At 46.1% G+C, this 22,829-nt stretch carries 14 protein-coding genes and 4 pseudogenes; 10 read left to right on the top strand and 8 right to left on the bottom strand.

Annotation, left to right across the window (positions count from 1 at the left end):
* Positions 1-4 precede the first annotated feature (4 nt).
* The 3 genes from menH to UA76_RS12750 are packed head-to-tail and all read right to left on the bottom strand — an operon-like array spanning position 5 to position 3,847.
* Complete coding sequence (gene menH / locus UA76_RS12760; RefSeq protein WP_047046731.1) at positions 5-811, bottom strand: 2-succinyl-6-hydroxy-2,4-cyclohexadiene-1-carboxylate synthase; 807 nt, start codon at positions 809-811, stop codon at positions 5-7.
* Positions 801-2,543 carry a 2-succinyl-5-enolpyruvyl-6-hydroxy-3-cyclohexene-1-carboxylic-acid synthase gene (gene menD / locus UA76_RS12755; RefSeq protein ID WP_047046729.1) on the bottom strand — a complete coding sequence of 581 codons (1,743 nt, stop codon included), beginning with the start codon at positions 2,541-2,543 and terminating at the stop codon, positions 801-803. Before menD ends, menH begins: the two co-directional genes overlap by 11 nt.
* Positions 2,540-3,847: an isochorismate synthase gene (locus tag UA76_RS12750; RefSeq protein WP_047046856.1), complete on the bottom strand. Its 1,308-nt coding sequence runs from the start codon at positions 3,845-3,847 to the stop codon at positions 2,540-2,542. The genes menD and UA76_RS12750 overlap by 4 nt, the downstream gene beginning before the upstream one ends.
* 486 nt (positions 3,848-4,333) lie before the next feature.
* Between UA76_RS12750 and UA76_RS12745 the strand changes: the two genes are divergently transcribed.
* From UA76_RS12745 to UA76_RS12730, 5 genes and pseudogenes are all read left to right on the top strand, one after another.
* Positions 4,334-5,548, top strand: coding sequence for a pyridoxal phosphate-dependent aminotransferase (locus tag UA76_RS12745; RefSeq protein WP_047046728.1), 1,215 nt, complete (start codon positions 4,334-4,336; stop codon positions 5,546-5,548).
* Positions 5,549-5,646: 98 nt separating this feature from the next.
* Positions 5,647-6,231 carry a 5'-deoxynucleotidase gene (gene yfbR / locus UA76_RS12740; RefSeq protein ID WP_047046725.1) on the top strand — a complete coding sequence of 195 codons (585 nt, stop codon included), beginning with the start codon at positions 5,647-5,649 and terminating at the stop codon, positions 6,229-6,231.
* 66 nt (positions 6,232-6,297) lie between these two features.
* Positions 6,298-7,320: a cache domain-containing protein gene (locus UA76_RS24740; protein WP_238322285.1), complete on the top strand. Its 1,023-nt coding sequence runs from the start codon at positions 6,298-6,300 to the stop codon at positions 7,318-7,320.
* Positions 7,321-7,378: 58 nt separating this feature from the next.
* Positions 7,379-8,781: pseudogene (locus UA76_RS25450) on the top strand (putative bifunctional diguanylate cyclase/phosphodiesterase).
* Positions 8,782-8,789: 8 nt separating this feature from the next.
* The gene (locus UA76_RS12730) at positions 8,790-10,109 is read left to right on the top strand and encodes an anti-phage deoxyguanosine triphosphatase (protein WP_047046722.1); all 1,320 of its coding nucleotides are present in this window, start codon (positions 8,790-8,792) and stop codon (positions 10,107-10,109) included.
* 31 nt (positions 10,110-10,140) lie between these two features.
* On the opposite strand, the gene UA76_RS12725 is transcribed toward UA76_RS12730, so the two are convergent.
* Positions 10,141-10,788 carry a tRNA-uridine aminocarboxypropyltransferase gene (locus UA76_RS12725; RefSeq protein ID WP_047046719.1) on the bottom strand — a complete coding sequence of 216 codons (648 nt, stop codon included), beginning with the start codon at positions 10,786-10,788 and terminating at the stop codon, positions 10,141-10,143.
* Positions 10,789-10,791: 3 nt separating this feature from the next.
* Here UA76_RS12725 and rrtA point away from each other — a divergent pair, with 3 nt between their 5' ends.
* Positions 10,792-11,346 (top strand): rhombosortase, encoded by a 555-nt coding sequence (rrtA, locus tag UA76_RS12720; protein WP_047046717.1) that lies wholly within the window; start codon positions 10,792-10,794, stop codon positions 11,344-11,346.
* 31 nt (positions 11,347-11,377) lie between these two features.
* On the opposite strand, the pseudogene UA76_RS12715 reads toward rrtA, so the two are convergent.
* The 3 genes and pseudogenes from UA76_RS12715 to sohB form a co-directional block, all read right to left on the bottom strand.
* Positions 11,378-12,123, bottom strand: a pseudogene (locus UA76_RS12715) (VP0952 family biofilm-associated protein).
* Between the two features lie 86 nt (positions 12,124-12,209).
* The gene (locus tag UA76_RS12710; protein ID WP_047046715.1) at positions 12,210-13,739 is read right to left on the bottom strand and encodes a hypothetical protein; all 1,530 of its coding nucleotides are present in this window, start codon (positions 13,737-13,739) and stop codon (positions 12,210-12,212) included.
* Between the two features lie 386 nt (positions 13,740-14,125).
* The gene (gene sohB / locus UA76_RS12705) at positions 14,126-15,187 is read right to left on the bottom strand and encodes a protease SohB (protein ID WP_157617631.1); all 1,062 of its coding nucleotides are present in this window, start codon (positions 15,185-15,187) and stop codon (positions 14,126-14,128) included.
* 88 nt (positions 15,188-15,275) lie between these two features.
* Between sohB and UA76_RS12700 the strand changes: the two genes are divergently transcribed.
* The 4 genes and pseudogenes from UA76_RS12700 (at position 15,276) to UA76_RS12685 (ending at position 21,455) form a co-directional block, all read left to right on the top strand.
* Positions 15,276-16,016 carry a YciK family oxidoreductase gene (locus UA76_RS12700; protein WP_047046711.1) on the top strand — a complete coding sequence of 247 codons (741 nt, stop codon included), beginning with the start codon at positions 15,276-15,278 and terminating at the stop codon, positions 16,014-16,016.
* A 128-nt stretch (positions 16,017-16,144) separates the two neighbouring features.
* A pseudogene (gene imuA, locus UA76_RS12695) lies at positions 16,145-16,835 on the top strand (translesion DNA synthesis-associated protein ImuA).
* Positions 16,836-16,837: 2 nt separating this feature from the next.
* A complete protein-coding gene (locus tag UA76_RS12690) occupies positions 16,838-18,316 on the top strand; it encodes a Y-family DNA polymerase (RefSeq protein ID WP_047046708.1) in 1,479 nt (492 codons plus the stop codon).
* Between the two features lie 67 nt (positions 18,317-18,383).
* A complete protein-coding gene (locus tag UA76_RS12685; RefSeq protein WP_047046705.1) occupies positions 18,384-21,455 on the top strand; it encodes an error-prone DNA polymerase in 3,072 nt (1,023 codons plus the stop codon).
* A gap of 295 nt (positions 21,456-21,750) precedes the next feature.
* On the opposite strand, the pseudogene UA76_RS12680 reads toward UA76_RS12685, so the two are convergent.
* Positions 21,751-22,697 (bottom strand): annotated as a pseudogene (locus tag UA76_RS12680) (chemotaxis protein CheV).
* Positions 22,698-22,829 lie beyond the last annotated feature (132 nt).

The raw sequence follows: 22,829 nt of genomic DNA, 5'->3' as shown, positions 1-22,829 counted from the left end.
CTGTTTACAACTCGCTTACGCGAGTCTCTATAAAACTTATTAGCTCTTGCACAAACGCTGTTGGTTGCTCTTGATGAGCATTGTGCCCAGCTTGTGCAATCACTCGATAGTCGAGACCGCTCTCCTTTGCCAACTGGTGAAACTTTTTATCTTTCTCACCACATAGATAGCGAATCGGAAGGTTAGCATTGTTTAGCGCACTTCGAATGTCACTTTGCCGAGACAACGACGTTGCCAATAACATCCGCGCAATAGATTTACCGTTATTATTACTTCGTTTTTCAACCAAGTGTTGTCTTTGCTCATGATTTAGTGAGGAAAACACCGCTTGTTGATACCAATCGACTAATACCTGTTCAATCGGTTCAGATTCAAAACGTGTCGCCCAGTGTCTATCGTTAAGCAGTCTCGCACTTTTATCGGCTTGATTACTCAATCCGAAATTACCACCTTCAACAACTAAGCCTTTCACATTTAACCGTGCAAAGTGGCCATTTGCGCAGCCCACCATCGCGATTCGCCCACCCATTGAGTAACCGACTAGGAGGATAGGTGTAGATGCGCCGACTCGGTTGAGAATGGCGGTTTCAATCTGCTCACAACAATCCGTAAAGCAGGTACAAAGTATATCAACGCTTTTACCGTGCCCTGCTAAATCAAGTGTTAACGTTGAGTAATCTGGGAGTTGAGACAGGCATGATTGCCAATCAGTTCCATTTCCTAGTAATCCATGCAGAAAGACAACCACAGGCTGGTTGTCTTTTGACTGATTTTCTCTGAGTTGATTGCTTTGAAGATCACTATAGAGCATGGATAAGTTGACTCAGCTTCTTAACCTGCTCAGAGGCTTGATCGGGACGGGTTACGATTTCGATCAGCAATGTACCCTCGCCTTGTTCCAAATGCTGTTCGATACGTTGATGATATTGCGACATTGTCTGGACGCTTTTATAAGCCAAGTTGAACTGCTTCGCGGCATGTTCAAACCCGAACCCATGAGGCATCTGATATAAGGTGCTCTTTTGCTCAGTTGGCACAGGAAGCAAATCAAAGATCGCCCCGCCATCATTGTTGGTGACTACAATCACAGACGGTATTTTGCGTCGACTAAACAGCGCCAGCGAATTCAAGTCATAGAGCAGCGACGTATCACCAATGAATGTGATACTTGGTTTCTGACGTCCTGCGGTTAAACCTGCCGAAGTAGCAATTAAACCGTCAATGCCGGAGGCTCCTCGATTACTGAATACGTTGTAACCATCAGCGCTTCCAACCATATCGACAAGGCGCACAAACAAACTATTTCCAATAAACACGTCTGCTTGCTTAGGAAGCCTATCCATTTGATGCGCAGCTTTCAGCTCCGTTGCGGGTTCATTATCTCCTAACTCATTAGCAGACTCGCGAACAAAAACCTCAATCGCTTCAATAATTTGATTGCGATGCGTATCTTGCGCATCTAACCAACGATTGGGGTCATGCTCTACTTCATCAAGAGCAGCCAACTGACCATCAATCCACGGCGCAATATCAGTGACAATATGACGTTGCGGTAAATGGGTTTGGTTGTTTCGATCGCGTCGGGGATCAACATAAATAAATTCGGCATTTCGCTGAGATACTTGCTCACTCAACCATTGATTTAGGCGTTTCGACACTATTCTTGAGCCAAACTGAACGATCACCTCACAAGGGGATAGCTTGGCCTTTTGCTCAGCGTTTTGCAGCCAAAGGTCGTAGTGCTTGTAAGCGCTTGAAGCACCAGATTGCGGATCGCAAAATATTGGCCAACCCAATTGCTCGGCTAGTTGCTTGGCTTTATTCGCTTCTGTCAATGAAACGCTACCCACTACAATCAAACCTTTACGCGGCCAATAACGACTAAACTCGGCCGAATCTGTACTCGACATTAAGGACGATTCGACACGCTGTGTGTAAGACATGGAAGAGTTTAGCCAAGATGAGAGGCTTTCAAGGTAATTTCTGTATTCTGCTTTGTCACCACCATACAATGGCTCAGGAAACGGGCAATTGATATGAATTGGACCTTGCTCGGTCTTTTGTTGGTGCATTACTTGATCAACCGAGGTCAACAGCCAGTTCAATGCAATTGATGTAGATGGGCTCGGCAAGTTAAGCGCAGTAGTCACATGCGAGGAATATATGCCATTTTGGTTGATGGCTTGGTTAGCCCCACACCCAACCAACTCAATAGGCCGATCTGCCGTGAGTACCACCAGCTTTTCACCGGTTAAGTTAGCCTCTGCAATCGCAGGCAGTAAGTTGGCAACCGCCGTTCCCGATGTCACCACAATCGCGATCGGCTTATTGGTGGCTTTCGCCAAGCCCAAAGCATAAAAGCCCAAGCCTCGCTCATCAAAGTGGGTGTGGATCTGAAGTTTAGGATTCGCATCCGCTTCGAGCGTTAACGGTGTTGAACGAGAACCCGGTGCAATACAAATATGCTCAACACCATATCGGGTTAATTCTTCAAGAAGGATTTCAGACCAAATTCGATTCAATGCCGCTTGCGACTGACTCATGACGCCACCCCAAGTGGCGGTCTATCAGAAATTAACGTCAGCAATGTCGACATTTTCTTATCCAGTTCTTGCCACTCATGATCGGCTCGTGAACCTGGAACAATGCCTGCACCAGCAAACAGTTGAACCTGCTCACCCAGTACCAACGCGCTACGAATCGCCACACAAAATTCAGCTTGTTTATGGCTAATATACCCCATAGAACCGGCATACCAACCGCGCACAAACGGCTCGTTCTCTTGAATAAAATTCATAGCCGCTTCACGAGGCAGGCCAGCCACTGCGGCAGTCGGCTGCAACGCACTAAGCAGTTGAACGCCATTAGTGCCTGATTTCAAGTGAGCATGAATACTGCGTTTAAGGTGCTGCACTTTACGAAGCCTCACCAGGCTTGCGTCTTCATCTACAGTCACTAGTTCTGAATGCGGTGTTAAACGTTCAATAATATCGTCCACCACATACTGATTTTCATTCAGGTTCTTTTTGTCTTGAGACAGCCAGTTTGCCAGCTCCATATCGTGGCTTGCGTTGCTGCCTCGCCCGATCGTTCCAGCAAGGGCTTCTGTCATCAGCTCTTGCCCTTGTCTTAAATAAAGGCGCTCTGGTGTTGAACCAATAAAGCTGTGGTTTTGGTCAAGCGACATCATAAAGTGAAAGCTATGATGATTTTGCTCATAACTGGCTTTCAGCAGTTGGCTCGCCTTTAACTGAGAATCTAGCTGAACCGAGCTCTTTCTTGCCAACACCACTTTTTCAAATTCTTTATCTTCAATCTTCTCTAGGACTTGTTCTACCAAACTTGTCCACTGCGGCTGTTCTGGCGTGTGCTGTATCTCTTTTATGTGGCAAGAAATTGGCAGAATAGGCGCAACTTCTGCTTGCAACTTATACAAGCTTGCCAAAGTACGATGCGGTTCGTTGTTGAGATTGGCGGCAATGGAAAAGTTGTCGTCGAAGCGTATCAATTCAATTTGCGGGAGAAAGAAGAATGACGCCATACAGCGTTGATTTTTAGCCGTATTTCCATCGAAGGAACGGCCGCCCCACACGCGCTGATCGTCAGCCAAAATAGTGTATGCTGGCGCTGGGTCAGAAAAAGTATGCAGTTGGCCTAATGCAACAACCTCTTCGCGAGTGTCGCGGGTCTGCCAATAAAATTTAGGGAATACAGGTTGTGCTTCAAGCCAGTCAATAAATGCTACGTTTGGCTTCTCAGAAATAGGTTGAACAATACGGTGGGTACCGCTTTTTGCATTCTTTACATGTTCAATCAGTTCTGTAATGGCTTGATAGAAATGTGACAAATCGACCTCGTTCACATTGAAAGCATTTGGGTCTGTTGACCTTTCGCGGTTAAATTTTGTTCGAGATAAAATCGTTTTAGGCGCGGCGAAGACTATGTAGCCTAGCATTCTAAGCAAATCGTCTTCAACAAAGCGTAAAACGATTTTAGCCGAACCCTTCGGGCAGCCTTTGTGGTTCATTTCTACTGCGTTATCGGCTTTTCATGTAGGTCAACTACATATAAAAGCCTCTGCCTTGTATAAATTTCCCACAAAGCGCTGCAAAAATCAGCTCGAAAGGCCATCAGACCCTAAAATTATATTAGATGAGTAATGTATTTATAGACCTTACTGAGATCAAGGACGGGCTCAATGTTTTGCGAAATCCTGTGATAGAAAGCGAGCAAACCCTATCCAAATGAGAGAGTTATTGCAGATTTTTATACTATAAAAATCATTTTTGATGTAATTTAGTAAAGAAATCGAATAATTTTTAGGGATTAAACAATGCAAAATATCGGGATGTCGTCAAAACTCGATAATGTCTGCTATGACATTAGGGGGCCTGTACTCAAACATGCTAAGCGCATGGAGGAAGAAGGGCATAAAATCCTAAAACTTAATATTGGCAACCCCGCCCCGTTTGGTTTCGACGCCCCAGATGAAATTTTGGTCGATGTAATTCGTAACTTGCCGACTTCTCAGGGTTATTGTGACTCTAAGGGCATCTATTCTGCCCGAAAAGCTGTTGTGCAACACTATCAAAAACGTGGTCTGCGTAACCTTGATGTGGAAGACGTCTACATTGGTAATGGCGCTTCTGAGCTGATCGTTATGTCGATGCAAGCGCTGCTGAATAATGGCGATGAAATGCTGGTCCCGGCACCCGATTATCCGCTTTGGACAGCGTCTGTCGCTCTATCGGGCGGTAAGGCTGTGCACTACATGTGTGATGAAGAATCCGATTGGTACCCAGACCTTGATGATATTCGTAAAAAAATCACGCCGAAGACTCGTGGTATTGTTCTGATCAACCCAAACAACCCAACGGGTGCGGTATACAGTCGCGATTTCTTACTTGAAGTGGTAGAGATTGCCCGTCAGCACAAACTGATCATTTTCGCCGACGAAATCTACGATAAGATCCTCTACGATGGCGCGGTTCATACTTCTATCGCCACCTTATCCGACGACGTACTGACCGTGACATTCAATGGTATTTCAAAAGCGTATCGCGTGTGTGGTTTCCGTGGCGGCTGGATGTTTATGACTGGCCCTAAAAGTATGGCGCAGGGCTACATCAACGGACTTGAAATGCTCGCTTCCATGCGTTTATGTGCCAACGTGCCAATGCAACATGCGATACAAACCGCGCTTGGTGGTTATCAAAGTATCAATGAACTGATCTTGCCTGGTGGTCGATTGCTGGAACAGAGAGATAAAGCCTATGAGCTTATCAACCAGATCCCTGGTGTCTCGTGCGTTAAACCTAAAGGGGCGATGTATCTGTTCCCAAAAATCGACACCAAGATGTACAACATCAAAGATGACCAACAAATGGTGCTCGATTTCCTCAAGCAAGAAAAAGTACTGCTAGTGCAAGGGACAGGCTTTAACTGGCCGAAGCCAGACCATTTCAGAATAGTGACGCTGCCACACGTAGAAGATCTCGAAATGGCCATTGGTCGATTTGAACGCTTCTTATCGACCTACAGCCAGTAGCGATAATTCAATCAATTACATATACTCAAAGGTACTCAATCGAGTACCTTTGTTTTACCTAACTGTATGTAAGCAGTTGCTTTCAGGGAAGAAACAACATGAAAGAAAGCCATTTTTTCGCTCACCTTGCACGAATGAAACTCATCCAGCGCTGGCCTTTAATGCGCTCGGTCTCCACTGAAAACATCTCTGAGCACAGTCTTCAAGTCGCCTTTGTTGCTCACGCTCTAGCGGTCATCAAGAACAAGAAATTCAACGGCACGCTGAATCCAGAAAGAATCGCTATTTTAGGTATGTACCACGACACGAGCGAAGTGCTCACCGGCGACCTTCCTACTCCCGTTAAATACTACAATCCTGAAATCGCAAAAGAATACAAAAAGATAGAAGCCGCAGCAGAGCAAAAATTACTATCCATGCTGCCTGAAGAGTTTCGAGACGATTTTGCCCCCTTCCTCATCTCACAAAAAGCACATCCCGAAGATGCAGATATCGTAAAACAGGCCGATACTATTTGTGCTTATTTGAAATGTTTAGAAGAACTTAGCGCAGGTAACCATGAGTACGCCTTAGCGAAAAAACGCTTGGATATTACCCTAAAAGAGCGTTACACCTCAGAAATGGAGTACTTCTTAAATACATTTGCGCCGAGTTTTGAATTATCACTCGACGAAATCAGTTAACCCTATGGCGTTCAACAACCAGTTAACTACACTTACCCACTTAGCTTGAGTAAATTCGAGGATTTAGTGACTCTTTCTAGCGATGAGAAATTACTAAGACAAATTAAATACTTACCAATGGCTATCATTGGTATTTTTGTTGTTCTCATCATTGCAGTGATGCTCAACGAGAACCGTATTAGCCTCGAAGAAGACATCAGTTCACTCAAACAAAACTTCTACTCTGAAGAGAAGAAGTCCATCCAATATCGCATCACTAACATCGTTGAGCAGATTGAATATGAGAGACAAAGCACTGAAGAAATTTTAAGAGCAAGCGTCAAAGAGCGGGTTGAAGACGCGATTGCCATTGCGCAGAACATCTACGACAACAACCCTACCCTAAGCCAAGAACAAGTGGCGAAAGTCATTACCGATGCTCTGCGCGGCATCCGCTTCAACCAAGGGCGTGGCTATTTCTTTATCTACAAACTCGACGGTACGAATGTCATGCACCCTATCCTCAAAAATATTGAGGGTGAGATGCTTTGGGATCTTCAAGATACTCGGGGCAGTTTTGTCATTCGTGATCTTTCTAAGCTCGCACAACACAAAGGCAGTGCTTTTCATCGCTGGTGGTGGAGTAAACCGGGCTATTTGGAACAGGAATTCGATAAGATTGGCTACGTTTCCCACTTTGAACCACTTGACTGGTTTATTGGTACGGGCGAATACGTCGTTGACGTGGAGCAAGACATCCAAGAGAAATTGCTCAAACGAATCTCGGACTATCGTTACGGTGATGGCGGTTATGTTTACATTATGAATAGCAAGGGGGCGCTTCTCTCCCACCCTAATCCAGCCTTAATTGATGTAGAACGACTCGATGCACGAGACAGCAGCGGGAAGCTATATGTCAAAGAGATAGTCACCACAGCAAACGAAGGGGGTGGCTTTCTCGAATACTACTCAAGCTACACACCTCCGGGTCTCAGCAGCTCTCACAAGCTAAGCTACGTCACTTACCTACACATTGGATTGGATTATTGGTACAGGTATCTACACGCAAAGTGTCGAATCTTTCTTAGCCCAAAGACAAAGCCAAATTGAGAAGAACAACGCCAACGAACTGATCCAAATCATCACCATCAGCGCCGCTATTTCCAGTATGTTGGCGGTACTTTCTTGGGTAATTGGTAAAGCTGTCGGCCGTCGGTTTATTCGCTTTCAGTCTCAGATACGTTCCGATTTCAATGAACTAGAGAAAACCAAAAACCAGCTCCAATATTTAGCACTCCATGATGATCTCACCGATTTGCCCAATCGCCTTTTCTTAATTGATTTCATTGAACAGAAAATTAAGCAATCCCTGCTAACAGACACCAGCTTAGCCATTATGTTTGTAGATATTGATGACTTCAAAAAGGTGAATGATGCCTTTGGGCACTCAACAGGTGATGAGCTATTAAAAGTGGTGGCAAAACGCTTCGAATCTCTGCTCGATCAAAACTCGATTGTGGCGCGTTTTGGTGGGGATGAGTTTGTTTTCTGCTTCAGCGGCCTCGCTTCTGCCATTGAAGCGGAGCATAAAGGTATGGCTGTTTACGATGCTTTCCATGACACCTTCGCGATAAAAGGAAAAAGCATTGCGTCTAGCTGTAGCGTAGGGGTTGCACTGTTCCCACAAGATGCCAAACACGCCGAGGACTTAATCTCCAAAGCCGATACAGCGCTATACACCTCCAAAGCGCGCCAGAAAGGTGGGGTTCTGTTTTACGATGAATCGATTAATCAGCAAGTTCAATACGAACTCACGCTAGAAGAAGAGCTTCGAGGCGCAATGGAACGAGATGAGCTCTACATGCTCTACCAACCTCAGATTCATTTGGAAACCGGCAAACTTGTCAGCGTTGAGGCGCTCATTCGCTGGAACAATGCAACTTAGGCTTTGTGTCACCCATCGAGTTAATTCGTAAAGCAGAAGAGATCGGTATGATCAGTGAGATTGGGCAGTTCGTGATTCGCCGATCCTGCGAAGAGATGATCCGTTTCTTCCCGAATGGCCCTGATGCGATTGGGTTATCTATCAATGTTTCACCGAGTCAGCTTATTGAAGACAAATTTATCGAGAAACTGAGTCAAACTGTCGACGAATATCAGATCGATAGAGACAGAGTGACCATTGAAATTACCGAGAACGTATTCATCAACGATCTTGAACTGGTGACGCCAATTCTTAACCAAGCAAGAGAGATGGGATTCTCTATCGCGCTTGATGACTTCGGCACAGGCTTCTCATCGTTAAGCTACTTGTGCAACTTACCGATTACCGAAATTAAGATCGACCGCAGTTTCATTGACCGCCTACTGACTAGTCAGCAAAGCGATGGATTAATCAAAGCCATTATTGCGATTGGCGATTCCCATACACTCAAAGTCGTGGCGGAAGGGATTGAATCTCAAGCTCAGTTTGAGAAACTACAGCAATACCATTGCAACCTAGGCCAAGGTTACTTCTTTGCTAAACCTGTACCACTCGAGCAACTGACGGATTTTCGGCCCAATATTTAGGAGTAAGGATGTCCCCTTCGATTGATGATGCTTGGCACGCGCGACATGACGACGAGCATAAGCTGCGCCGTGATGACCACCGAACCCCATATCAACGCGATCGTGCGCGTATTCTTCACTCCGCAGCCTTTCGCCGCTTACAAGCCAAAACTCAAGTGCATGGCGCGAGTGCCAATGACTTTCATCGTACTCGCCTCACTCACTCGTTAGAAGCCGCTCAGCTTGGTACCGGCATCGTTGCGCAGATTAAAAAAAAGCAGCCCGAGTTTCGCGACTACTTACCATCAGATAGCTTGATCGACTCTCTGTGTCTTGCCCACGATATTGGCCACCCCGCTTATGGGCATGGTGGTGAAGTCGCATTGAATTACATGATGCGTGACCACGGCGGCTTTGAAGGCAATGCCCAGACGTTTCGTATCGTGACCCAACTTGAGCCATACACTGAACATCATGGGATGAACTTATCGCGCCGCACTTTGCTTGGGCTCATCAAATATCCGGCTCTAATCAGTCAAGCTCAAGCCAAGGTAAAACCCGAGCCGATTCCGCATCAAAAGAAACTCAAAGCGAAACAATGGGCACCGGCTAAAGGCATCTACGACTGTGACAAAGAGGTATTTGATTGGGTGCTTGCTCCTTTGTCTGAGCGTGATAAAAACGCCATTAGCCAAATGCGTGACAATCCTAGTAACGACACCGACCACAGTAAAACACGCTTTAAGTCTCTCGATTGTTCAATCATGGAACTCGCCGATGACATCGCTTACGGCGTGCATGATTTAGAAGACGCCATTGTGCTCGGCATGGTTACTCGTCAACAGTGGCATGAAGTTGCTGCTGCGCAGCTAGCAGAGTGTGGTGACCCGTGGTTTGAAAAGCATATCAACTCCGTCAGTGACATGCTATTTACTGGTAAACAGTATCAGAGAAAAGATGCCATTGGTGGCATGGTTAACGCCCTGCTCACTAGCATTACCGTGCAACGTGTCGATGAAAATTTTGATTCTGATCTACTGGCTTACAATGCGGTGATGGAACCTAGCATGGCGGTGGCTTTGGGGATTTTGAAGAACTTCGTTAGCCACTACGTTATTCAGATCCCTCAAGTACAAATTGTTGAGTACAAGGGCCAGCAAATTATTATGGATATTTTTGAAGCGCTCAGCGCCGATCCTGAACGTCTGTTATACGACAATGAGCGGACAAAGTGGCAACTGGCGGGAAGTGATACAGAGCAAATGCGAGTGATATGTGACTACATCTCTTCAATGACGGATGGCCATGCACAAAGACTACACCAACAGCTTTTCTCGTCTCATAGCTGATAGGGTTGAGTCAACAATGGTTAAAACAGGGCTAGTTTTTAATGTAGTTCTGTTCAAACACGCCCGGCGGCATTTGATCAATTTGAAACTGAATCATCTGGTCAAATGCGGCTAAAAGTGGGGAAAAGCTGCGTTCAGGCTGCAAAATCGAAAGGATATGAAAACCCGCTTCAACAGTTGATAGGCTGTTTTCGCTTGGTGCTTTACGAATTCGATAGTTGCCCTTTAAGCCTTTAGGTAGATGGATACAAGGCAGTGACTGTAGATTGCTAGAGAGTTGCCACATCTTGTAGGCTTTTTTCCACGTCCCATCCAGTAAGATGATACGAACGCGTTTATTGCCATGCGACTTATCGCCGGCTAAGCCTTGATTCGTTGACTGCGGATTCAACAATGCCTGAGTTGCCAGTTCAGAAGCATCACTTGGATACAAAATGTAATGACGGTAATCTTCATCGGCAAGAAGCTGATTCAATACGTCATTATCTGAGAAGTTTTCGCCCACAATTAGCGCGCTGTTTGGCAACGAAAGTGACAAGATCTTCGCTGTGCCCATTGGTTTATGTTGTTCACTAGAGTGCTGTAGAATGATCAGCTCAACGTCGGATTCAAGGGGTTGAATCCATCGACAAATGCATGCTTTAAGCGATTTACCACACTGTAAACAATATCGAGACATAAAGTGAAACTGTACCTTGTATTACTAACACTGAGCCTAGCTTGCCTAGGGTTGCAATTTGAGCCGCTGCACAGTCTGGTGATATGGCACAGAGATCTCGTTGCTAATGGGCAATGGTGGCGAATCGTAACAGGAAACTTTACTCATACCAACTTCAATCACCTTGCTATGAACCTTGCTGGGCTGTGGCTTATCCTCAGCCTCTTCAAACCTCAAACTCATCGTTGGCTTGCCGTATTGTTTACGAGTGCTTTTGCTGTTGGGATCTCTGCCGAGTATAGCCAGTTCACCACTTATGCTGGGCTCTCTGGCGTTTTACACGGGTTGTTCGGTTACTTCGCGTTTAAAGAAGCACTATCGGGAAGAAAGAGCAGCTACATTCTGGTGCTCGGGCTCTTGGCTAAAATTGCTTGGGAACAATACTCAGGCCCATCACAGTCTATTGGGGCTATGATCAATGCAACCGTCGCCACCGAAGCGCATCTGGTTGGCGCAGCGACGGGATTATTCCTCGCTGCACTATCGTTTTATCGTCAAAGGCTAAGTTCCCATAAGTAAACCCAACGAGCCCGATACGCAAGACATGCTATCAAGTGCTAGCTTGTTTCTCTGCATCTATGCTGCGCAAGATGTAATCCGTAGCCCAAGCAGTGCCTAATAAGCACATCCATACGATCAGAACTGAGTGCGGGACATCGACTTTTGGTGACACCACGAGCGCAGCAAATCCGACAGATGGTACTGTCCAGTAGATCAGTTTCCCCAGCGGAAGTTTTTGATGCGAGACAAGAAGTCGATAGAAGAAACAATTCCCGTTAGTGACAGAGCCACGAGAATCGCATGGGGAAGTCCGGCAATCCATAAAGGGACGATTAAGCCCAATGCCCACCAGCTCTGCTGATTGGATGTGCTTTTATGCTTAGAAGCCCACCAAATCAAAATAACTGCTGCCACCTGCACAGCCGTAATAAGCGGATTACCTTCCAACGAACCTACAAATTGGCTCACCATAATACCCACTTCCAACATGAGTACGATGGATGCCATTACACCGAGAGTAATCTTACTGCTGCGTTTCGAAAACATCACCATAAGAAGGGGAAACAACACCCATTGAGTCACGGAAAGCTCGATAGGTTGATGTGGAAGAGTGATTCCATAAGCGACAACGCCAGCAAGTAAAGCTAGCCCTATCCATCCCTTACGTGGAAGCAACCACAATGCCGGAATAGCGAGCGCAAGTACTGGAATATCGCCTTGGCTAACGCCCATCGTTTTGACACAAACAATGGCTAAAAGCGTGGTAATAACAAAGTGTACCGTTGATAACATCAGGACCCTCTTAAAACAGGTAAATCCATCACGCTAATTAAAAAAGGCCTAACATTGATGTTAGGCCTTGCACATCCTTGATACTTTACTTATACCGAAAATGCTGAATAAAGGACACCTAAGGTTCCTAAAATAAAGATAACCATCACGGCTTTATTCGACATCTCGCCGTTGTTCTCCGTCGCCTTACCAAACAGGCCAAATACTAACGGATGCACTAAGAATGGCGTTGCGAAAATGAAGGTAATCATTGCTGCTGCTTCAGGGCCAAACATACCGCCTTGCGTTGCTGCAAACAGGCCAAAGTGAGATAGACCTGATGCCGCAGCCATCGATGCGTGCTCAATCGGCATACCCGCGAAGTGCAAGATAGTAAAGCTGCCAAATACAGCAACAATCTGCCAACCAAATGAGAACTGCATTAAGCCTTTCACTTCAGTGGCATCATCACCCGCCGCTTTACGCAAGTTTTTACACGCAAGGTACACAAACCCTAAACCGAGCAGTACCAGTGGCAACGTCCAATGCGCAAGCAGCACACCACGTTCAGCACTTGCCGCAAGAATGGTAAACACGAAAATATGACCAATAAATGGAATGTTAATCATGATTGGCGCACGAGCAGCAGCCGTACCACCAAAGTCACCTGCGGTACACGCACCAGTAAGACCTGAGTGAGACAATCCACCCGCCATACCCGGCGCAAGGTTACGTACATGATTCGCTTTCGCTAGGAAGATAAGAATCGTCAGACCGCCAAACATCCAGAACATTTGACCTGCAAACCCGTAAACAATCACGCTCTGTAGTCCAGGAATGGAGAAGGCTTCAAGCATGTGAGAGCCACCTACTAGGAACGTACCAGTCAACAGAACAGGAATACCTGCAAACAGCAATGCGTTCAGCGTAGGGCCCGCTCGCCATTTCGGCATTGCCATACCTAAACCTGATGAAATCACCATAGCAAAGAATATTTGCGGCAGGCCAATCACACTCGAGATCCAAATAGACAGTCTTAGCGAGATCATCAAAATACCGATGATCGCCATCACTTCCATAAAGCCTTTGAACAAGTAACCGCGCTTGTCAGCAATTTGTGCCTTACTATCAATCAAGATAAGCGCAATACCAATACACAGATACGCTAGAGCAAGGTAAGAGTCGCCCAGTGGATGATCCACACTACGGCCCGTCAGCATCGCTGATACCATCTCAATGCCCATAAGCAGGAAGAAAGCTCGAACGATGTAGATCAGCTGAGTACTTGTTGTACCAACAACGACTTCATTTTTGGCAGCAACAACAAGGCTCTCGTTGCTACCAAACTCCTTCATCAGTAGGCGACGAATTTCTTGTCCACCAACAAAAAACGTCGCAATCAGAGCGATCACGGTCGTCTGACTGAGTAGTACAATTGCAGGGAACTCCTTCAGCCCTGGCTGTGCTAAACCTGTTTTTACAAACAATGTGCCTATAGATAGGCCAAGCACTACGATAACTAAAACTGCTGAGTACTTTGTATTTGCTACAATTGTACGAGACAGCAGCACCATGATTACCACGGCTACTATCGCAAAAGATAAATGATTAAATGCAATCAAATAAGATAGGTTTTCCATTAATACACCAGATCAAGCCACTAGCGCATAAATTTACGTGCTAGAAAATTCAGGGGCGTGATCGTATATTAATTCAAAATCATCAGGTACTTTAAAAATGTAACCGCTGAAACATTTATCCATGCTTTTACCAAGGATAAACGTTTCCGTACCCAGTTTTACTAGGCAAACTCTGTACAACCGAAGGTAATATTCGGAATAATCGTTCTATTTTTGGGGTTAGTCGTTGTTTATACGAAGAGTGATAGATAAGCCAGGTGAATACCTATTGCTTTAACAACAAGATTCATTATGCACACTCGCCATTTAACTGAAGATCAAAATGAATGAATATGCAATAAAAAAGGCTAACCTAAGTTAGCCTTTCGAAATCGATAATAAAGCCGTTATACAATCGGGCGTTGGCCGCGACTAATGAGTTTCATCAGAACGCTGTCAGCGGCTTCCCCAGCAGACCCAGCCAGCTTGTCGGTGAGCTTTTTCTTTTGCACATAACGAATCGACAGGACCGTCTTGTCTTTACATGCCGCTACAACCAAATCATCTGAAGTGCTGATTTCATCAACTAAGCCTAGCTCTTTTGCTTGAGTACCAAACCAATGTTCACCTGTCGCGACTTTATCTAAGTCAAGGTCTGGACGGTGGTCGCGAATGAAGTCTTTAAATAGGCCGTGTGTTTCCTCAAGCTCTTGTTTGAACTTCTCACGAGCTTTATCGCTATTTTCGCCAAACATCGTCAATGTACGTTTGTATTCACCCGCCGTCAGCTGCTCGAATTCAATATCATGCTTTTTCAGAAGCTTATTGAAGTTTGGTAGTTGAGCAATAACACCAATTGAACCCACAATAGCAAATGGCGCAGAAACAATTTTGTCAGCAATACAGGCCATCATGTAACCGCCACTCGCCGCCACTTTATCAACGGCAATGGTCAGCGGTAAGCCAGCTGATTTTATGCGATCAAGCTGCGAAGATGCCAAGCCATAGCCATGCACCATACCGCCGCCAGTTTCTAGACGTAGCAAGACTTCATCGCCTTCACGCGCAACCGCTAGAATCGCCGTCACTTCTTCACGTAGCGACGCCACCTCTTTTGCATCAATGCTGCCATTGAAATCTAATACAAACAGATGTGGTTCGCGCTTTGAGTCCAAATCGCCCTCTTTAGCGGCTTTCTTGATCTCTTTCTCACGAGACTTCGCTTGCTCTTTCTCGCTTTTCTTTTCCGCTTTATCACGCGCTTTAATGAAGGCATCGTCGTGTAAGTGGTGCTCCAACTGTTCAACGGTCTGCTTGTGCTTCTCCGTTAAATCAACAATCTCAAGCTCGCCTTTCGCGCCAGCACCTCTGCCGCTCACACCTTTCGCGATGACAATAATCGCAATAATCGCGACGACGATAGTCGCAATCTTGGCCAAAAAGAGGCCGTAGTCCAACAAAAATTCCAATGTCATATCCCCAAGTATGCGATTTAGTGTATTGTAACCGCCTTGTCACGAAGACTTAAAGTAGAACATAACAATAAGGATGCACACAGTGGATTATTCAGTCTCTGCAGACGCCCTCAAAGATAAAGTTATCCTCGTCACTGGCGCTGGCGCAGGTATTGGTAAGCAAGCGGCACTTAGCTACGCTGAACATGGTGCAACGGTGATCTTGCTCGGTAGAACCGTTAAGAAGCTAGAAGAAACTTACGACGAAATCGAAGCGGCAGGCTACCCACAAGCAGCAATTATTCCTCTTGATATGAAAGGTGCGACGAAGCAGCACTACCTCGATATGGTGGATACCATTGAAGAGCAATTTGGTCGTCTTGATGGTGTACTGCACAATGCGAGCATCTTGGGTGTTATCAGCCCGTTTGATCAAATCGGTGAAGACACCTTCGATGATGTGATGCAAGTGAATGTGAAGTCACAATTCTTGTTGTCACAAGCCGTTTTACCTCTGCTGCGTAAATCCGACGATGCACGCATGATCTTTACCTCTTCTACCGTAGGTCATGTTGGTCGCGCTTTCTGGGGTGCTTATGCGATGTCTAAGTTTGCCACTGAAGGCATGATGCAAGTGATTGCCGATGAAGTGACAGAGAGCAATATTCGCGTTAACGCTATTAATCCAGGTGGCACACGCACAGGCATGCGCGCAAAAGCCTTCCCTGCAGAAGATGCACACCTGTTGAAAACACCGAAAGACATTATGCCTCTCTATCTTTACTTGATGGCTCCAGAAGGCAAAGAAGTTCACGGCCAGTGCATTGATGCCCAGCCTAAATAATCAGCCTATCTCCCTGATCTAACTTCTAAATGCCCTGCTTTTTGCAGGGCATTTTCGTTAGTACCTTACTTTTCTCTTGTGGCTTTTCATACATTGATTATACTGTATATATATACAGGTATTTTGTTATGTATGAATTGATCGAACATCTAAAAATAAGCAATTGATTTGGCAAGGCTCTCACACTCATGTCGAGCAGGATTTCCAACCAACGGGGTTTGCTCTGCTGGATGAAAAACTTCAAGGTGGCTTTCCCAAACATGGTGTGATTGAGCTTCAATCGCCTTCTGGTATTGGCGAGCTTCGCCTTTTAACGCCTCATTTGCGTCGTAGCCTAGCAAAAGGGTTGGTGGTGTTTATCCACCCACCCGGTTACGTGTGCCCAGATCACCTCTATGCAGAGGGGATCGACCCTGATCAAGTTTTACTGGTTTATCCTAAGAGTGCCCAGGAAGCCTTATGGACGGCGGAACAATGCCTAAAAAGTGGCGCTTGCAGTAGTGTCATGCTGTGGCATGGCGAGCTAGAAATTCATCAAGCTCGGCGACTTCAAGTTGCCAGTGAGACGGGGGATTGCCTGCAATTTATCTTCAAACAAACGCACGCTTCTCAAGATGATAATAATGTCATTTCTCTGCCCGTGAGCCTGAGTTTAAAGCTGACCGCTCACCCTGTTGGTCTTAACATCACCATTACCAAACGTAAGGGGGATGGCCTCACGGCTCGTTTGTCTTAGATATGGCGTCGTACTGGCCAGAATTAACGCTGAAAAAACGCGATCCTGTGGTTATTCCGTTCCCTATTCGCAAGCAGGGTTAATCATGCAGCTCTGGATCTATCTACACTTTCCAAGCCTGCAACTCGACTCGCTATTTTCTCATGCGAGTCCTTCTCCTTTGGTGATCGTTAACGGCCGGAAATACCTTATTCAGCAAGCCAATTCAAAAGCGCTTGAGCAAGGCATACATTTAGGTATGGGGCTAGGTAGTGCGGCTGCGCTATGCAGCGATCTGCAAGTTCATCCCTACGATGAAAAAGTTGAAGAGCGAGCCTTATTGGATATTGCTCAGTGGTTGTATGTTGTGACTTCTGACATTGTTTTGCTACCACCTAATGGTGTGCTGCTAAAAGCAACCAATATGCTAACGCTGTATGGCGGCCTAACTCCCTACTGGGAAAGGCTTTCACAACACATTAATGCTTTAAAGCTGACTTATCACTTTTCGACGGGGTTTTCGCCATTTTCGGCCATTTTACTTGCAAAGTCTGCCACTAATATCATTAGCGATGATAAAGAAGATCTACAAAAACGGCTCGAAACCCATCCGTTAGAAGCAACAGAACTCGACGCTAAGCAGGTTGGGCAGCTGCAACGTGTGGGTATTCACACTATCTCTGATTTGTTGGCGCTACCGATGCGTGAAATTGCACGTCGATTCAACATCGACCTCGTTAACTATGTCGGGCGCTTGCTTGGCCAATTCAAACACCCTGTCACGTTTTATCATCCACCAGAAAAGTTCAGCAGTTACTTAGAGCTGCTGTTTGATATTGAGAATGTTCAGTGGCTAGAAAAACCGCTCACCATTTTACTCAATAAACTGGAGGCCTTTTTGATTCTGCGCAACCAAGTTGGGTACGAACTCACGCTGACACTGCACCAACGCGACAGTGAAGACAGCCAAGTCATCTTTACGTCCGCCTGTGGCGACTACTTAGCGTCAAAATGGCTCACGCTATGTCGTTTGTCGATGGAAGCTCTAGCACTCGACTCTGCCGTACATGGACTGACACTCAATCTCACTCGCAGTGGAGAACTTGAATCAAACAGTGAAGATATGTTTGTTGGACGTAAGGGGCAGCAGTCGGAGCTTGAATTGATCACTTTGCTCCAAGCCAAATTAGGCCGAAAGCGAGTCTGTAAGGTGAAAAAAGTCGATGATCCTCGACCTGAAAAAGCACTCTGCTTATGTGCACCAAGCGAGAAGCTTTCCCATAAATCAAAAGGCGTTAAACCACAAAGCCCTGAACCAACACTCGATCACACCCAACAGATCGACGGATTAGAGTTCAAACAACAGACTAACCAACCACTTCGACCCAGTGTACTTTTCCCTAAGCCGCAACCTCTTAACGAGAAAGTCGATATCGTCTTAGGCCCAGAGCGTATCGTGAGCGGATGGTGGGATGATAACAATATCACTCGAGATTACTTCATTGCTCGCAGCTCGTCGGGGCAATGGCTGTGGGTATTTCGCACCCTTGAACAGCAGTGGTTCATCCACGGGCAATTTAGTTAATTCACGCATCACAACCAAGATCTAGGAGCGATAATGAGCCTATCTTCTTTCGCTCAGCAGGCGTTCAATGCAATACGCTGAGCTTTTTTCTCAGAGTAACTTCTCGTTTCTCTCAGGCGCATCTCATGCCGAAGAGTTGGTGATACAAGCCGACTTTCTTCGCTATCACGCCATCGCCATTACCGACGAATGTTCAGTTGCGGGTGTGGTTCGTGCTCACGCAGCGATTAAGCAGCACGATCTCGCCATTAAGCAGCTTATTGGCAGCATGTTTTGGCTCAATGATGAATGCCAAGTACTTCTGTTGTGCCCAACTCGCGCGGCTTATGGTGAGCTGTGCCGTATTATCACCAATGCGAGGCGCCGCTCCGAAAAAGGCAGTTATCAGCTTTCAGAATGGGACTTGATGTCGGTACGTCACTGTCTGCTCATTTGGCTACCTAGTATGAAAGCCAGCGACAATCATTGGGGACAATGGCTCCGCCAACATCATGCAGGTCGCTTGTGGATTGGCGCGTTAAGGCATCTCCAAGGTAACGATCACTCTCATATTCACCACTACCAAACGCTCGCCAAGGAGCTCTCTCTACCTGTCACAGCCTGTGGTGGCGTATTGATGCATACACCAACTCGCCTCCCCCTTCAGCACACGTTGACCGCCATAAAATTGGGCAAGAGTGTCGCGCAAATTGGTCGTGACATGCTCACCAATACAGAGCGTACCCTACGCAGCAAGGAAAAGCTTTTAAAGCTCTTCCCAAATGAATGGCTAGCGGAAAGCGTTCATATCGCTAAGCTGTGCCAATTCAACCTTGATGAACTGCGCTATGAGTACCCGAGTGAGTTAGTGCCTGATGGCAAAACACCTATGAACCACCTCATTGAACTGGTTGAGAAAGGCAAAGCGCTGCGCTTTCCTGAAGGAGTGCCGGAAGCCATCAATGAAACCATTAATAAAGAGCTCACGCTCATTGAAGAGCTCAACTACCCCTATTATTTTCTGACTATTCACGACATCGTGATGTTTGCTAAGCGTCAGCATATTCTCTATCAAGGTAGAGGCTCTGCAGCCAATTCAGTGGTCTGCTATTGCCTAGAGATCACCTCTGTCGATCCTAGGCAAATTTCCGTCCTATTCGAGCGCTTCATCAGCAAAGAGCGTAATGAGCCGCCGGATATTGATGTGGATTTTGAGCATCAGCGTCGAGAAGAAGTTATTCAGTACATCTACCAAAAGTATGGCCGAGAGCGTGCAGCTCTCGCTGCTACTGTGATTTCCTATCGATTTAAGAGTGCGGTTAGAGACGTAGGTAAAGCCTTGGGCATTGCCGAAACGCAACTCGATTTTTTCATCAAGAATATTAATCGTCGCGATCGCGCTCAAGGTTGGCAGGCTCAGATTATTGAACTCGGTATCAAACCGGATTCTCTCAAGGGGCAGCAGTTCATCAACTTGGTTAACGAGATACTCGGCTTCCCTCGGCATCTGTCCCAACATGTTGGCGGTTTTGTCATCTCAGCAGGGCCATTGTACGAGTTAGTCCCCGTTGAAAATGCCACGATGGAGAATCGCACCGTCATCCAATGGGATAAAGACGATTTAGAGAGCCTAGGGCTGCTTAAAGTAGACGTTTTGGCCTTAGGCATGCTGTCCGCCATTAAAAAGTGTTTTGAGCTTGTAGAGCGCTTACACGGGCGTACCTTGTCGATTGCAGAAATAACCCGTCGCCAAGATGATCCCGATGTTTATCGCATGTTGCAAAAGGCCGATACGGTGGGGGTGTTCCAAATCGAATCACGGGCCCAAATGAGTATGCTGCCGCGATTAAAACCGCGTTGTTATTACGATCTGGTTATCCAAATTGCTATTGTACGCCCGGGGCCAATTCAAGGGGATATGGTCCACCCTTTTTTGAAGCGTCGTAATGGGATTGAGCCCATTACCTACCCTTCAGAGGAGGTAAAAGAGGTGCTGTCTCGAACGATGGGCGTACCCATATTCCAAGAGCAGGTCATCAAACTGGCAATGGTCGCTGCAGGCTTTACGGGTGGTGAAGCTGACCAACTTCGCCGCGCCATGGCTGCATGGAAAAAAAATGGGGATTTAGCCAAATTCAGGCACAAGCTCATTAATGGCATGTGCGAGCGCGGTTATGACAGCAAATTCGCCGAACAGCTGTTTGATCAAATTTGTGGCTTTGGTGAATACGGATTCCCCGAGAGTCACTCCGCCTCTTTTGCTGTGTTGGCGTATTGTTCTGCGTGGCTCAAATATTACTATCCGCATATTTTCTATACCTCACTGCTCAATAGCCAGCCTATGGGCTTTTACAGTGCTTCACAGCTAGTGCAGGATGCTCAGCGTCATGGCGTCACCATACTGCCTATCTGCGTTAACCAGTCATTGGATCTTCATCAGGTCGTGAAGGTAGGGACTGATTACGCAATTCAACTGGGCCTAACTCAAATAAAAGGGCTGAGCCAAGATGCCATTAAGCAGATACTCAAAGCGCGGCCAGACAACGGCTACACCGAGGTTAGCCAACTCAAGCACATTGGATTAAGCCGCCGTGACCTTGAGCTATTAGCTTCAGCCAACGCATTTCAAGGGATCACCCAAGATCGCTATCATGCGCGTTGGTCAGTTATGGACAACGCCTCTGACCTACCTCTGTTTGGGCATGTATCCGAACCTGCGCCACCAGCGTTGCCGAGAACCAGTGAAATCGAGAGCATGATTGAGGATTACGCTTCGACTCGTTTGTCGTTGCAAAAGCACCCTGTCACTTTGCTTGAGGAAGCTGGATTAATTCGCGGCTTTACCCGCCATCGTGATCTTATCCATAAGGCACATAAGTCGCTCGTCACTATTATCGGCGTTGTCACGGGTAAACAGTCCCCGGGGACGGCCGCAGGCGTGACTTTCTTTACTCTTGAAGATGATACGGGCAATAACAATGTTGTGGTGTGGAAAGCCACCGCACGCGCACAAAAACAAGCTTATCTAACAGCCAAGGTGCTTATGGTGAAAGGGATTTTAGAGCGAGAAGGCGAAGTCACCCATATCATCGCAGGGCGACTTATCGATATGACAGACAAAATGGCTAGGTTAAAAACGCAATCAAGGGAGTTTCATTAGAGCTTTGTAACCAAAGCTTTTGATTACAAAAAACAAAAGGGAGGCAATGCCTCCCTTTCGCTACAGAGATGAACTAGAGCTCTACCCTTGCTTCCATGCGTCGTTTCTTCCATGCTTCTAACAAAGTTATTGCTAGAGTCGTTGCAAGAAAAATCATTTTCGATACTACCTAAAAGTGAATTTTAAAAGGACGCAGATAGTGCGGTTTTACAACCAAAATTATTGTATCAGGTTTACCGTACGCTAAAGCCTTTGAGAGTCCAAAAGTGAGAGCTGAGCAATGTCATCAACTAAATTATTTCGACAAAACGCCACGCAATCGTTCTTGAGCGACTTCGACGAGTAAGTCTGGTTGGAACTTAGAGATAAATCGATCACAACCCACTTTTTTCACCATGGCCTCATTAAAGCTGCCACTTAACGAGGTATTGAGTACGACATGCAAAGCACTCATCCGATCATCAGTACGAACTTCATGCGTCAGCTTGTAGCCATCCATTTCCGGCATTTCAGCATCAGTGATCATCATAAGCAGCTCATCTGCGACTGCCTTACCTTCATCACACCAACCTTTAAGTAAACGAAGCGCTTCTAAACCATCACGCACTCAATGATGTTGAGGCCAAGCTGAGAAAGCGTCCCTTTTACCTGAGCACGCGCTGTTGAGGAGTCGTCCACGATCAAGATAGTACGGCCTACCATTTCTGAGGCTAGCTCTTCATCAAGAACCCCTTCTGAAATGGACACATCGTAATCGATGATCTCTGCCAATACTTTTTCTACATCGATGATTTCAACAATTTGCTTCTCATCACCTTCTTTGATTTGAGTGATGGCAGTGAGATAGTTTGCTCTACCTGCCGAGGTTGGCGGCGGCTGAATTTCAGTCCACGCAGTGTTGACGATGTTGCGAACTTGACCAACGAGGAAGCCTTGAGTCGAGCGGTTATACTCGGTGATGATCAAGTTCTCTTCTGGAGACTCAAGAGTAGAAGGCGGGAAGCCAATAGCGGAACGAAGGTCAATGACTGGTACCGATTCCCCTCGCAAAGAAGCCACGCCAGTGATGTGATAATGGGAGCCCGGCATTTTGGTCAATGGCGGCAACTTGATGACCTCTTTGACCTTAAAAACATTAATCGCAAAAATCTGTCTGCTATTCAAACTAAACAGCAATAACTCCAGTCGGTTTTCACCCACTAAATTCGTTCTTTGGTCGACAGTATTTAAAACACCAGACATATTCTTACTCACTAAACATCATCTTTAACAACATAGCCTATAGCTAGGGACTAAGACAAAAAATAACCCATATAACTTGACGGCCATATGGGTTTTAATCAACTGTATGCATTTAAGGCTTGCGTCTGTCTG

The organism is Vibrio mexicanus (genome assembly GCF_001012815.1).
Taxonomy (GTDB): domain Bacteria; phylum Pseudomonadota; class Gammaproteobacteria; order Enterobacterales; family Vibrionaceae; genus Vibrio; species Vibrio mexicanus.
The sequence above is the reverse complement of the archived record's forward strand: the minus strand, read 5'-3'. Positions and strand labels throughout refer to the sequence as shown.

Excerpts from the sequence above, each read along its gene's own strand:
- menH (WP_047046731.1), bottom strand. The coding sequence starts at position 811 with ATGCTCTATAGTGATCTTCAAAGCAATCAACTCAGAGAAAATCAGTCA.
- menD (WP_047046729.1), bottom strand. The coding sequence starts at position 2,543 with ATGAGTCAGTCGCAAGCGGCATTGAATCGAATTTGGTCTGAAATCCTT.
- UA76_RS12745 (WP_047046728.1), top strand. The coding sequence starts at position 4,334 with ATGCAAAATATCGGGATGTCGTCAAAACTCGATAATGTCTGCTATGAC.
- yfbR (WP_047046725.1), top strand. The coding sequence starts at position 5,647 with ATGAAAGAAAGCCATTTTTTCGCTCACCTTGCACGAATGAAACTCATC.
- UA76_RS12730 (WP_047046722.1), top strand. The coding sequence starts at position 8,790 with ATGTCCCCTTCGATTGATGATGCTTGGCACGCGCGACATGACGACGAG.
- UA76_RS12725 (WP_047046719.1), bottom strand. The coding sequence starts at position 10,788 with ATGTCTCGATATTGTTTACAGTGTGGTAAATCGCTTAAAGCATGCATT.
- UA76_RS12710 (WP_047046715.1), bottom strand. The coding sequence starts at position 13,739 with ATGGAAAACCTATCTTATTTGATTGCATTTAATCATTTATCTTTTGCG.
- UA76_RS12690 (WP_047046708.1), top strand. The coding sequence starts at position 16,838 with ATGCAGCTCTGGATCTATCTACACTTTCCAAGCCTGCAACTCGACTCG.
- UA76_RS12685 (WP_047046705.1), top strand. The coding sequence starts at position 18,384 with ATGCAATACGCTGAGCTTTTTTCTCAGAGTAACTTCTCGTTTCTCTCA.